The sequence below is a fragment of the Idiomarina baltica OS145 genome (assembly GCF_000152885.1).
GTDB lineage: Bacteria > Pseudomonadota > Gammaproteobacteria > Enterobacterales > Alteromonadaceae > Idiomarina > Idiomarina baltica.
On the sequence record NZ_CH672405.1, the window covers coordinates 266,286 to 278,716 of the forward strand.

The following is a 12,431-nucleotide window of genomic DNA, read 5'->3' on the forward strand; positions in this document are numbered from 1 at the left end:
AGAGCTCACTTTTTTTGGTCGAAAAGTAAGACTACCACATGTGGGTAGCTGACCTCCTTCCGACCTATCCCATTACATGAGTGTTGCGGTTATTATCTGAATTCAGGATTACCAACTGTATTTTCGCTATCATTTCAACGGTGATGGGAACGCATTCAGACCGCCGAACCCACCCTCACGTTACGTTGATTTTTAATTTCATTAAAAAATGTGGGCTGCGATTACAGCAATGAGATAAGCTAAAATGCCGTAGCCTGCATATAACCCCCATGCGATTCGACTTTTACCTGTTTCAGCACGTAACATCGCGACCGTTGCAACACATTGCAATGCAACAACATAAAATAACAGCAAGCCAATGCCGGCACCTAACGTTAATCCATCAGCCTGTATCTGCGCCGCTAAGCCGGCAATGTTTTCCTCGGCACCCGACATACCAAACATCGTGCCTAACGCACCAACAAATACCTCACGCGCTAAAAACGACATGATCATGGCAACGCCATAGCGCCAGTCTAAACCCAGAGGCTCAAAGATAGGTTCAATAAAATGACCAATTTTACCCAATAATGAGTTTTCTAGACCCGCGCCTTGGGGGAAATAGCCCAACGTCCATAAGCATAAGGAAATAACAAAAATAACCGGCGCCGCGCGTTTGATAAATTGCAAGCCGCTGTTAATAACGCGTTGAAATAGCGGTTTCCAATGCGGTAAGCGATACGAAGGCAGTTCCAATATAAACGGCATGTCTTTGAGTTCTTTGCTTTTGCGCGTAAACACGTTCATCAAGGTACTCACGACGAGTGCCATCAGAATCCCGAAGAAATACAGCCCAAAAAAGGCAGCACCCTGCAGGTCAAACACGCCTAAAAACGTTGCATCTTTTGGAATAAGCACGGCTATCAGTAAGGCATACACTGGCAATCGCGCTGAGCACGACATCAGAGGAATGGTGAGCATCGTGATCAGGCGTTTGCGCGGCGACTCAATGGTACGCGCCGCCATAATTGCAGGGATAGCACACGCATGCCCCGATAAATAGGGGATAAAGCTACGCCCAGACAAACCAAATAAACTCAATGGCTTATGGCATATGAGCGCGGCTCGCGCCAAATAGCCGCTATCCTCTAATACACCAATAATAAGCGTCAAAACCATGATTTGCGGAACAAACACTAAAAACGCGCCGACGCCACCGAATATAGCATCATTTAAAAAGTCAGAAACAATACCTGGCCCTATCATTCCGGTTAATGTATTGGCGATCCAACCTATTGCGGCCTCGGTACCATCCATAAGAGGCTGCGCCCAAGTAAAAATACTCTGAAACAAGAAAAACATAATCGCTAGGAAGGCAATACCACCCAGCACATTATTCAGTAGAAAGGTGTCAATACGGTTCTGATTTTTTAGCACCACATCGGAGCGAATACCATACTCCGCGTTAATCGCACGCGCGCGTTCGATAAATTTTCTTTGCTCGCCAAGCTGAATGTTTAGCTCAGTCGGTGCTTGTGCTTGTTTAGCCAAACCCGGTAACGCCTCCTTAAACGCGGCAACGCCCTTTAGCGTTTTTGCCGAAAGCGCATAGACCGGTGCGCCGAGTTCCTTGTGCAACGCTTTGATATCAATATCCAAACCATAACGCTCAACTTCATCGATCATATTCAGCACAAAAACAACGGCTTTGTTATTTTTACGTGCCAAAGCTTGAACTTGAAGTGCAAAGACTAAACTACGCTCAAGTCGCGCCGCGTCTAACACACATACGACGAGTCGAGTATCATCATCGTCTACAGCGAGGTTTAACTTTTCGACAGCGATTTCTTCGTCTTTTGATAGGCTATGCAATGAGTAGGTACCGGGAAAGTCAACCACTTCAAACTGATCAAACTGACCCGTCTTAAGTTCGACGGTGACACCGGGGAAATTAGCGACTTTTTGTCGTAAGCCGGTTAATTGGTTGAACAACAAGCTCTTACCACAGTTGGGTTTCCCCACTAAGACAATGCGTTCCATATACGACCCAAGTTGTTTTAAATGATAGGCTTAACTGGCCAAGGCAAGATTAATTTTTTCAGCAACCGCTTGTTCGAGTGAGTAAACACAATCACCGACTTGTACCACCAACGGACCTTTAAAGGGCGAGCGGCGGACGCACACGACTTGCTGCCCCTCACTGAACCCCATTTCTTGCAACCGGCTGATAACCGGTCCCGTCAGCTGCGAGTTAATTGTTTCAACGACAGCAGCTTGCTTAGCCTTTAATTCCCAAAGTGTTTTCATACGCCCTCCCGAATGAGAACTATTATCATAAATATTAAGATTATCTTCAATAGATTGCTTGATCCAAAGCAAGTTCCTATCTAATGTGGTAAAACGCAGTCTGGCAGGGCTTATTAGGCGAGTCGTAAAGCCAAACGTACAACTTAGCAAGCTAACTAACTGGAGTATAAAATGAGAGGAGTCGTACTCGACGCTGCCAGCTTAGGCAATGATGTCGATTGGCAACCCATCGCAGCACAATTGGATGACTGGCAAGTATTCAATGAAACTACTGCTGAGCAAGTGGTGGAACGTATCCAAAAGGCCGATATCGTATTTAGCAATAAAGTTGTGCTTGATAACGAAACGCTACGCTCTGCGACTCAACTCAAGTGGATAGGCATTCTCGCCACGGGCACCAACAATGTCGATCACGACACAGCTAAAGCACGCGGCATTAAGGTCGCTAATGTTGAAGCTTACGGAACCGCGAGTGTGGCTCAACACACGCTCACTCTAATGCTTAACCTTGCGACACAAGCACAACGATATCATCAGCTCGTTGCCTCAGGTGCGTGGCAAACTGCATCTCGTTTCTGTTTAAATGACTTTCCGGTGGTTCAGTTAGCCGGCAAACACTTGGTTATAGTCGGTCATGGTGAGTTGGGGCAAGCCGTGGAATCCTTAGCAAAAGCCTTTGGCATGAAAGTATCGATAGCGGCTCGACCCGGCAAAAAAAACGACCCACGCCCCAGCCTCGATAGTTTACTACCCGAAGCGGACGTCATTTCACTTCATTGCCCATTAACCGATGATACGAAAGACCTATTAAACAGCAACAATTTAGCGCACTGCAAACCGGAACTACTCATCGTGAACGCCGCTCGGGGTGGGATCGTTAATGAACACGATGCGGTTGAGGCTTTAAGAAACGGTATCATTGCTGGTTTGGCAGTCGACGTACTGTCAGAGGAGCCACCCCGCAACGGCAATCCCCTGCTCGATGCGATTAACGAACCACTTAATTTAATCGTCACGCCTCACTCCGCGTGGTTAGCGCCAGAGGCACGCCAAGCAATTATCAACATTAGTGCCAATAACTTGCGTCAGTTTCTTCAGGATGATGGGCAATAACATCCGCGAGCCACGGTATTCACCCAACCAGAGTCGAGCGGTTTAGCAGCCGCTCCAACGCGTTGTATGAGCGGTTCAATAAAGCTGCTTTCGGTATTACAAAACGCGCCGTCTGCGTAGGGTCCTAAGTAAACTAACTCACTGTTGGCATCGAAAATGATCACGGCAGGCGTTGCGGGCAAAAAGTGCCTAAGCATCGGCAACTCGTTAAGCGACAGTTCGACATTGGTGCCATTACTGTCATTCACTTTACGCTTAACGACTTGCTTGTGGGCTTCTGTTCGCCAATTACACATACAGTGGGTATCCATCACATGAAAGACGCGTGAGTCTGTTTTATATCCCTTCTGACGAAGCCACTGACCGAGGCGTTCGCCGACTTGTCCCTGCGCGACTTGTGCCTGCAACTGCCCAGATTGATCGAACCACATTAACGGCTGATACAGCAAATAACTACTCAACGCGATGACCAGCACCAGCGCGCTGACGGCTATGGCAGTGAGTTTAACTCGTGTTTTATTCAAACCTACACGCCCGACGATAAGAAATCGTTCTATTTTGGCATAATTTGTACTTATCACGAAGCCAAATAATGGCTTATAGTGTTGATGTAAATTACAAAAAATCAACAAAGGACTGAGTTATGAAAGAGCTCAAATGGGGTATTATTTTTAGTATCGCAATGCTGCTCTGGTTGACGGTTGAGCGACTCGCTGGCTTGCACCATCAAAATATCGAGTACCATTTCTTTCTCACCAATATCTTCGCAATTATCGCCATCGCCATTTACGTTCTCGCCCTACGCGATAAAAAGCAGAGTTTACCCGAGCAGAAAATGACTTGGCTGACCGGCTTTATCAGCGGCGTTAAGCTTACCCTCGTGGTGGCTATCTTAGCGCCCTTAGTGCAGTTAATCTTTCATACCACGATATCGCCCGAGTTTTTTGACAATATGCGTCATCACGCGGTCGCCTCAGGCATGATGAGTGATATGAGAGCAGAAGAATATTTTACCCTCACCGCCTATATCTTCCAGTCTATTGTTGGCGCAATCGGCTTAGGGTTAATCACCAGTGCGATCGTTGCTTTCTTTTTACGTTCAAAAGACACGTAACGCACGCAACTAAACCTTCAAAAAAGCGTCTTATCTCTGACAAATAGTTTTGCCATCGTAATGCGCCTGTTGATCCTTTAGGACTCAGGCGCGTAACCATAGCTCAGTTGTATTGCAGTAGAGGTAAAGATGTCATCAATTAAGTCAAATTTCATCGCTAAAGATTTTGCGCGTCGCGTTAAACAACGCCGCAAGACACTGATGCTTCCAATGACTCAACTCGCTAAGAAGTTGGGCGTAAGCGAACCTGAATATACCCAAATCGAATCAGGAACACGTCCGCCTTCGCGCAAGCTACTAACGCAGATCTCGATAGAACTGCGCACCTCTGAGAAATGGCTTGTCGAGGGTGGTTATTAAACACCCTCTCGATTCAATTTTGCCAGTTCTCGTTCGGTTTTTAGTCCTAGCACGCGGTTAAAAAAGATCGCGGCAGGACAGAACCCGGTAAACGATTGCTGTAATAAATTAGCCCCGACAAACACCGTCAACCACACGAATCCTGAATGGACCCATACCGTTAGTGCCACAGATAATAAAATCATGATGCCAGCAAATGCTGTAACCGCTTTTTCAACACTCATGGTAACACCCCATAAATATACAATATGTTTTTATATATAATATCAATTGAGCCAGTTTACAAGTAAAATAAGCGCCATAAATCTTCTTATCCTAAGTGCGCTCGAATGCTCGCAGGCTACCTACTCCACCAAGGCTTTATGCAGACTCGCTTAAAAGTCTATAAAGCAAATCTGATAAGGGCTGAAGCGATCTTTCGGAAATTCGGCCGTTGGACCTTACTTTTTGCCTGGCTACCGATTATTGGTGATCCATTAACACTGTTTGCTGGTTTATCTAGGGTTAATTTTGGTTTATTTTTGCTGTTAGTGTCTGTGGGAAAAGTGGCGCGCTATGCCGTAATGGCCACCAGCGTTTAGGGATAAATATGATTGGAATCATTCAGCAAGTGCTGCTCGAGCTACTCGAAGAGAAAGGTGGCGAAGAACTTAAACAACGTGTTTTAAAAAGAGCCCACGTTGACCCATCGGTAAATTATCGTATTGACAAAAACTACAGTGATGACGAATGTCTTCGATTAATTGCAGCGTCTGTCGAAGAGACAGGTTTTACCGAAAGCGAAGTCTATGCCCTTTACGCATCTGCTTTTCTAAAAAAAGCGCAGGCTTTATTTCCACGGTTTTTCGAAATCGCAGACGATTCGGAAGGCTTCCTGCTCAGACAAGCACGCATTCATGCTGTCATGGCCTCGGGGTTAAAGCAGCAAGAGGAACGACAACATGTTAATGACAAGTTTTCTGCCTCCCCCATCGAGCCCGGTAAAGTCAGAGTGATTTACCGATCGCCTAATGGTCTCTGTCGTCTATATCAAGCCCTCGCGTTTGAAGTCGCCTCGCTGTATGGCGATGAGATTGAATTCGACGAGCCCTGTTGCATGCATAAGGGCGCAGTGCATTGTGAGTTCATAATAACTTGGCCGAATAAACGTCAGGAGGTGGTTCATGGCTGATACTCATCATCCATCGTTACGCCAAGTTATTACTCAAATAGCGGACCAGTTATGCGACACCATCGATAACAACTTCGATATTCACGTAAGCGTTGATACGCAAGATACTGAAGGTCAAAAACTTGCGCTACTCGTCAACTTTTTATTGGAGAACGTACGCCGCTCGCTGACTGATATGCAGTCACTTAATGAGCAACTCGAAGACAAAGTGAAAGAACGTACCTCTTTACTTGACCTCATTTTAGCGGGCTCAAATGATGGTGTGTGGATTTGGGACATCGCGAAAGATGAACTGACATTGTCAGGTCGTTGGTACTCAATGCTCGAACTCCCCCACGACGCTAATACCCAATCGCCTGAGTTTTGGTATCAACAAATTCATCCTGCTGATCGCGAACGCTTCAGCAATGCTATTCGACGCTTACGCAAAGGCGAATCTGAACATCTCAATGTCGAATATCGCGTCAAAACAACGCGCCACGGATACCGATGGATGCTGTGTCGGGGCGTTTGTCAAAAAGATAATCAGCAGCAATGTTCAATCGTTGCAGGAACACAGACAGATATATCCGCTATGCGTATCTTTGACCAAGAGTCTGGCATGCCCAATGAGCGCTACTTACGTGAACGTGTCGAAGATGCGCTTGATGAGCAACAACCACTGTTTTTGATTTATGTAACGGTTGAAAATATCGATGCGATACTCAATGCAAGTGAGCACGCCAGTAATGCTCGCTTGTATCCAGTAATTCAAGAACGACTGAACCAAGTCAATGGTGTACATCTCGTAGCAAGTAAACTCAGCGCCATCACCTTTGCTGTCATGGGCTTTGAATCGGAGTTGACCCAGAGCGGTTTAACCATTGAGGACGTATGTCAGCAGATACGTGATAACTGTGCCAATACTCACAATACGTTTAAAGAGGATGCTCGCTTTGAAGTGGCGGTCGGTGCAGTCGCTTCCTCCATGCTAAAAGTTGACCAGTCGCAGCAGCTCATCAACTATGCTTGGTCAGCACTGCGACGCGCACGCCAGTTAGGGCAAACGTGTATTTTTACTGAGACCCATATTACTCAGGATAGTCGCCGTATTCGCGTAGAGCAGGAGTTGCGACGTAGCCTGATGCAAAATGCACTGGCACCGGATTATCAAGCAATTTACGCAGGAAAAACCAAACAACTTATTGGGTTCGAGGCGCTTGCGCGATTTCGGCACCCCGAGCTCGGCATTGTATCACCGGGGGAGTTTATTCCCATCGCTGAAGACTCGGGACTGATGCGAGAATTGGGCTATGCAATCTTAGACCGCACCATCGAGACCATTCAAACATGGCAGAGTAACGCACTGCGCAATCATCCGTTTTATATCGCCGTCAACGTCTCAGCGATACAGCTTGAAGATCTCTACTTCGCCGATAATGTATTAGCTAAACTTGAAGGTGCAGGTGTCGACCCGCAGCGATTAAAACTCGAGGTAACCGAATCAACGCTGGTCGAGAGTTTTAAAAGTGCTGCCTTGCAACTCGATAAACTCCGCCAAAATGGTGTAAGAATTGCCTTGGATGATTTTGGTACCGGTTACTCATCATTAAGCTATTTACGTAGTTTATCCATCGACACGCTCAAAATTGATCGGAGTTTTGTCGCTAAGTTGCATGAAAATGAACAAAAAGCCGCAATCATAAAGACAGTCTATGAGTTAGCCACACAGCTAAAACTGTCCGTCGTCGCTGAAGGCGTTGAGGAAGTCGAAGAGCTCAACTTCCTCAACAATATCGGTGATATGGCGATTCAAGGCTTTTTACTTGCTCGTCCAATGCCGGCAGAGCAGGCTATCGCACAAGTATCACAACATCACAACTAGTCGAGTACCGTCTGCAGTGGGACTAACTTTAAGTTTTGTCCCGCTTCGGGCATCCGATTGCGCCCATCTTGAACAACTAACGCGCCCTGCTCAAACCCTTTCCCAAGAGACTGTGTGGTGACCTCAAGCCCATCCGTTTCAGACGCGCCGTCAATCCCTAACTCAACATTCGTTCGAATTCGGAAGTGATGACGCAACGTGTAAGGCGCTTCAGCATCAAAAATCACATAGCTATCACTGCCCTGGCTCGACACAAACAGCAGCGTCTCGTTATTGTATTGCGCAAACGCTAAACCTTCGATGTCAGGCACAATTTCGGCGACATCAGTGGCCTTGATGATTAACTCGCCCTGTTCAGCACTATTAACGGCCGCATCAAATAGCCAGATGCCAACATCCTCTTCCCCAACGAACAACCGTTGTGTTTTATCGTCAACCACACACCCTTCCGGCTGAGAAGGAACAGACATTTCGCGGACCTTTTTAACGTCATCAGCGCCCTTGATCCAAAACTGTTGAATGCGACCTGACTTGCCGTTTACATAAACTGATAGTCTATCGGTGTGCTCTTCATAGCCCATACACAGACCGTATATCTCATCCAGATCAGTACTCACCTGTTGCGCCATGCTGACTTCGCCAGCTTGACTAATATCGAAGAACTGAAGACTGTTGTTGTCGCGCAGCGAAGCGACTGCCACGTTGCCTCTGACATCCACGTTATTCAAACGACCGACGGCTAAGTGCTGCACTATTTCACCGTTCATTGAATAAACGTAGAGTCCAGTCCGTTTATCGGTTGCTAAGATGAGACTCTCCTCAGCAGCAGAGGGTGATACCCAAATGGCTGGGTCATCAATGGCGTCGCCGCGACGCGGTGAAGGTTCGGTTTCAAGTGTTGCTGCCACTTGCGCAATGGGTTTCATCGGGGCATGCCGTTTGGCATCACCTTGCGCTACCTCAACCTCGATCGCATCTGTGCCTGATTCCCGTGTTAACAACACTCGGTCACCGGGCAACAGCGAAATATCGTGGTACTCGTGCGTGGTAGAAACGAGCTGTGTCTCGGTTTCGCCCAGCGTATCGTCTTGAGTCGAAATCTTAAGTAACCGCGCAGGAGCCTCTTCTAACGCCAGTAAGCGGCCATCTTTTAAGACTTTAAGTGCTTTTATCTCATCTTGAATCTGGCCATAAGGAGCGCGCACCGCCTTTAGATGACGTTTTTCCTCTGCTTCGGGTTCAGCGTTATAAGCCCAAACTGCCTGATCAGACTCTGCCACGTAAAGCGTTTCACGCTGCGAGTCGACCGCACAGGCAGTTGAATCGTAAGGCACATTTAAATCACGAATCGTAACCGGCTCTTTCAAGTAGGTTTCGTCTTGTCTTAGCAAGCGTTGTTCAGCGCCACCGCGGCCACCAATCAAGAACAGCGATAACTGACTGTTCTCAGCGCTGTCATAAAAGCACAAATCTTCGACCACACGTGTTTCAATCTCACCTTTATACAAAGGCAATAGGCGCCCCTGATGATAACGCCATACAAACAGCTCTTGGGTATTGCCTTCCATCGCTGCCAATATCGACTCACGCTCACCTAGCGCATAATGTTTCAGATGATAAAAATCGCCTGCAATCAGTTGTTGCTCGCCGCGAGTAATGCCCTCACTGGTCACTTTCAAAACTGAATTGTCGGGCAAAATCTCACGGTGTCGTTCATCAGCTTTTGCGCTGGCAGTGTGAAAAGCCAATAACATGGATGCACTGAGTACTGCTACTTTAAATAAATTCATTTTCAATCTCTCTAATCTCGTTGCTTACCAATTGACCCACTGCACACCCAAAGTGTAACTGCGACCATAAGATTCATACTGCGCGTTGTAGCGCTTGTCACCGGTATAAACAAAGTACGCTTCGTCAGTGATATTGTTGACGGCAAAATTAATACTGAACTGATCACTGATCAGCCATTTGCTTGAGAAATCCAAAGTGAGATTGTCGTCTTCGTAAATGTCATAGCGGCTGTCTTCAACATCGCCCAGTTCTGCGAGGTACTTAGATTTATAGTTCGCCGCCAACCGCAGACTCAGCTGTTGTGTTTCATAACCGATAGCAATATTGGCCGTAGTATCCGACTGACTCGGCAACGGAATATCACGCTCCATAAGTTCGCCATCATCCAGCCAATCAACCGTTGCTTCAGAATCAGTAAAAGTCAGGTTGGTATTAATCAGGAAGTTATCTAACCAGTTATTAAAGCCGCTAAACTGATGCACTACGTTAAACTCTAAGCCAGCGACGTAAGCGTCATCACCATTAATGTAAGTCACCGCCTCGTCAAATGATTCATAGCCTGGACGACCCGCAATATCCGCCTCATAAACAAAATTGTTAATCGATTTATAAAAGGCTGTGGCAGAGATAACCCCTAAGGTTTCATCGTAGTGTTCGATCCCCAGATCGAGGTTGCGCGACGTCAAGGGTTCTAATGCGGGATTACCAAATTCAGCTTTAATATCACCGTCGTCATTTTCAACAAAATAGCTCGGACGGATTTGTTCAAAGCTCGGCCGCACCAACCCGGTGCTATAAGCCATGCGCACAATTGTCGAGTCGCTCAGCTCATAGCGGCCAATTAAGCTCGGTAGCCACTGGGCATCGCTGAATTCGGCATACTCTGGCGAGAACTCACTCAACTCATCATTGTAACGGGTTCCGCGCGCATCACGCTGCTCATGCTCGTAGCGTGCACCGGCGATCACTTGCCATGGGCCCGAATTCACATCAGCCATAAAATACGCAGCATTAATATCTTCATCGATCCGATACTGCGCAATACGTGACTCCACCTCATCACGGAAGTCAGTCAACACTAACGTATTTAATGTACCCCACAGTGCATCCGCGGAGATGCCTGGGCCAAACCGATCAAAGCCATAGTCAACGTTGCGGGTTGCATAGTCTGCAAGGGTCAGTGACGAGACACCTAAGTCAGCAAAGTCCTCAACAATGAAGATATCCTCACGTGCGGTTTTCTCGCGCTGACTGAGACGTATACCGCCTTTGAACGTGACTTGGTAACTCGGTTGTAGCCAATCGTATGCTAAGTCAACTTTTAGGCTATCTGCATTCTCTTCGGTATATGCATCACTCACTTCAACTTCATCAATGCTATATCCCTCACCTTGATAAGCACTATCAGGGGCAAGTAGTTGTAGTTGTTCAACACCTCGATAGCCCAACCCAGCATCAAATGATTGCACAAACTGGGCACCACCAATCGCAAACGGCTGCGATTCACTCGCTTCACTAGTACCCAGTTCGATAGTCAGTTGCCAATCTTGCCACGTTTGCTCAGTACCTATCATGTAGGCCTGTATTTCCTGAGTCTCTTTACGATCTTTGAGCTCACGGGTGATTTCACCAGCACCTGAAGTATTCTGAGCGAGCGGATCTTCAAACTCAGTGATAATACCTTGGCGAATTTCAGTGTCTGCAAACTGGCTGTAAAGCGAACGTAGGTAATATTGCGACGTATCACTTGGTCGGTAGTCAAGATTTAATGCCAAGCCCGTTCGCTCACGTGTCACTTGATAAGCACGCTGTTCGAACTCTTCTAAACCCGGCTCATCAAAATCCCAGTTACCACCTGTTTCAACGTTATCTGTGGTAAATGAACGATCTTGATAGCTACCTGCGATAGCGATACCCAAACTATCTTTATTGTCGCCGATGTCAAAGGTATTACTGGCTACGGCCGACAGCTTCGGATTGGTCTCACCCGCCTGTGCGTTATAGCCCAGCTCCGATGAAAGAGAATAAAAAGCACCCTCGCGATCAAACGCCGTCATACTCTTTAGTTCAATATTTCCACCTAAGCTACCTGCAGGAATATCCGGCGTCAGCGTTTTGCTTACAATCACCGATTCAAGCAAGTCGGATGGGATCACATCCAATGCAACGGCGCGACGGCCCGCTTCGGGTGCCGCTAATGACGTGCCATTGTATGACACAGAGTTGAGATCCGGCGCCAAACCACGAATACGGATAAACCGCCCTTCACCTTGGTCGCGCTCTACCGACAAACCGGGCATACGCTGCAGTGCGTCGCTGACGCTGTCGTCTTGCAACTTGCCCATATCATCTTTTTTTAGAACGTTGATGATACCGCCTGCATCACGTTGTTGCTGAACAGCCTTTTTAACGGACTCGCGGTAGCCAATCGTGAGTACTTCTTCAATGGGTGCGTCTTGTGCTTGCTGTTTTGATGTAGTGGATTCCGTCTGCTGACTTTGTGCAACTGCATAACTGCTGCTAAGTGCAGCGGCGACACAATAAACGAGGTAAGTTTTTTTCATCATGTTCGTACCCTGATGGTGAATGTTAGGCACATACTCTAGGTGGCAAACATTTCATTTTATGTAGTGCGAACAGGTTCTGATGAGCTGTTCGGATTGCAGTCCGAACAGCTCAATTAAGTGACATTTCTGTCATGTAAATGTCATGCCGCTCCTGTACCTTGAGCG

The 12,431-nt window shown here is 47.0% G+C and carries 12 protein-coding genes; 6 read left to right on the forward strand and 6 right to left on the reverse strand.

Annotated elements, in window-relative coordinates; genetic code table 11:
* Positions 1–201: 201 nt before the first annotated feature.
* Together feoB and OS145_RS07135 are read right to left on the reverse strand one after the other, a co-directional pair.
* Positions 202–2,019 carry a ferrous iron transporter B gene (feoB, locus tag OS145_RS07130; protein WP_006955603.1) on the reverse strand — a complete coding sequence of 606 codons (1,818 nt, stop codon included), beginning with the start codon at positions 2,017–2,019 and terminating at the stop codon, positions 202–204.
* Positions 2,020–2,049: 30 nt separating this feature from the next.
* Positions 2,050–2,286, reverse strand: a complete 237-nt coding sequence (locus tag OS145_RS07135; RefSeq protein ID WP_006955604.1) for a FeoA family protein — start codon at positions 2,284–2,286, stop codon at positions 2,050–2,052.
* A 171-nt stretch (positions 2,287–2,457) separates the two neighbouring features.
* On the opposite strand from OS145_RS07135, the gene OS145_RS07140 reads away from it, so the two are divergent.
* Positions 2,458–3,399: a D-2-hydroxyacid dehydrogenase gene (locus tag OS145_RS07140; RefSeq protein WP_006955605.1), complete on the forward strand. Its 942-nt coding sequence runs from the start codon at positions 2,458–2,460 to the stop codon at positions 3,397–3,399.
* On the opposite strand, the gene OS145_RS07145 is transcribed toward OS145_RS07140, so the two are convergent.
* Positions 3,381–3,923: a DUF6436 domain-containing protein gene (locus OS145_RS07145; protein WP_040487936.1), complete on the reverse strand. Its 543-nt coding sequence runs from the start codon at positions 3,921–3,923 to the stop codon at positions 3,381–3,383. The genes OS145_RS07140 and OS145_RS07145 overlap by 19 nt on opposite strands.
* A 119-nt stretch (positions 3,924–4,042) precedes the next feature.
* Here OS145_RS07145 and OS145_RS07150 point away from each other — a divergent pair, with 119 nt between their 5' ends.
* Positions 4,043–4,513, forward strand: coding sequence for a DUF4199 domain-containing protein (locus tag OS145_RS07150; protein ID WP_006955607.1), 471 nt, complete (start codon positions 4,043–4,045; stop codon positions 4,511–4,513).
* 129 nt (positions 4,514–4,642) lie between these two features.
* Positions 4,643–4,873, forward strand: coding sequence for a helix-turn-helix domain-containing protein (locus OS145_RS07155; protein ID WP_006955608.1), 231 nt, complete (start codon positions 4,643–4,645; stop codon positions 4,871–4,873).
* Here OS145_RS07155 and OS145_RS07160 read toward each other — a convergent pair.
* Entirely contained in the window at positions 4,870–5,097 is a 228-nt protein-coding gene (locus OS145_RS07160; RefSeq protein ID WP_006955609.1) for a YgaP family membrane protein, read from the reverse strand. The genes OS145_RS07155 and OS145_RS07160 overlap by 4 nt on opposite strands.
* Positions 5,098–5,202: 105 nt before the next feature.
* On the opposite strand from OS145_RS07160, the gene OS145_RS07165 reads away from it, so the two are divergent.
* From OS145_RS07165 to OS145_RS07175, 3 genes are read left to right on the forward strand one after another with little or no spacing between them, the layout of a single operon-like run.
* Complete coding sequence (locus OS145_RS07165; protein ID WP_006955610.1) at positions 5,203–5,454, forward strand: YqaA family protein; 252 nt, start codon at positions 5,203–5,205, stop codon at positions 5,452–5,454.
* Between the two features lie 8 nt (positions 5,455–5,462).
* A complete protein-coding gene (locus OS145_RS07170) occupies positions 5,463–6,044 on the forward strand; it encodes a heme NO-binding domain-containing protein (protein ID WP_006955611.1) in 582 nt (193 codons plus the stop codon).
* A complete protein-coding gene (locus tag OS145_RS07175) occupies positions 6,037–7,908 on the forward strand; it encodes an EAL domain-containing protein (protein ID WP_006955612.1) in 1,872 nt (623 codons plus the stop codon). The genes OS145_RS07170 and OS145_RS07175 overlap by 8 nt, the downstream gene beginning before the upstream one ends.
* Here OS145_RS07175 and OS145_RS07180 read toward each other — a convergent pair.
* A complete protein-coding gene (locus tag OS145_RS07180) occupies positions 7,905–9,698 on the reverse strand; it encodes a phytase (protein ID WP_006955613.1) in 1,794 nt (597 codons plus the stop codon). The genes OS145_RS07175 and OS145_RS07180 overlap by 4 nt on opposite strands.
* A gap of 24 nt (positions 9,699–9,722) precedes the next feature.
* Positions 9,723–12,266 (reverse strand): TonB-dependent receptor, encoded by a 2,544-nt coding sequence (locus tag OS145_RS07185; protein WP_040487889.1) that lies wholly within the window; start codon positions 12,264–12,266, stop codon positions 9,723–9,725.
* Positions 12,267–12,431 lie beyond the last annotated feature (165 nt).

What these genes read in the sequence shown, in the direction of transcription:
- OS145_RS07135 (WP_006955604.1), bottom strand. Translation starts at nt 2,286, where the DNA reads ATGAAAACACTTTGGGAATTAAAGGCTAAGCAAGCTGCTGTCGTTGAA.
- feoB (WP_006955603.1), bottom strand. Translation starts at nt 2,019, where the DNA reads ATGGAACGCATTGTCTTAGTGGGGAAACCCAACTGTGGTAAGAGCTTG.
- OS145_RS07180 (WP_006955613.1), bottom strand. Translation starts at nt 9,698, where the DNA reads ATGAATTTATTTAAAGTAGCAGTACTCAGTGCATCCATGTTATTGGCT.
- OS145_RS07175 (WP_006955612.1), top strand. Translation starts at nt 6,037, where the DNA reads ATGGCTGATACTCATCATCCATCGTTACGCCAAGTTATTACTCAAATA.
- OS145_RS07165 (WP_006955610.1), top strand. Translation starts at nt 5,203, where the DNA reads ATGCTCGCAGGCTACCTACTCCACCAAGGCTTTATGCAGACTCGCTTA.
- OS145_RS07160 (WP_006955609.1), bottom strand. Translation starts at nt 5,097, where the DNA reads ATGAGTGTTGAAAAAGCGGTTACAGCATTTGCTGGCATCATGATTTTA.
- OS145_RS07155 (WP_006955608.1), top strand. Translation starts at nt 4,643, where the DNA reads ATGTCATCAATTAAGTCAAATTTCATCGCTAAAGATTTTGCGCGTCGC.
- OS145_RS07185 (WP_040487889.1), bottom strand. Translation starts at nt 12,266, where the DNA reads ATGATGAAAAAAACTTACCTCGTTTATTGTGTCGCCGCTGCACTTAGC.
- OS145_RS07170 (WP_006955611.1), top strand. Translation starts at nt 5,463, where the DNA reads ATGATTGGAATCATTCAGCAAGTGCTGCTCGAGCTACTCGAAGAGAAA.
- OS145_RS07140 (WP_006955605.1), top strand. Translation starts at nt 2,458, where the DNA reads ATGAGAGGAGTCGTACTCGACGCTGCCAGCTTAGGCAATGATGTCGAT.
- OS145_RS07150 (WP_006955607.1), top strand. Translation starts at nt 4,043, where the DNA reads ATGAAAGAGCTCAAATGGGGTATTATTTTTAGTATCGCAATGCTGCTC.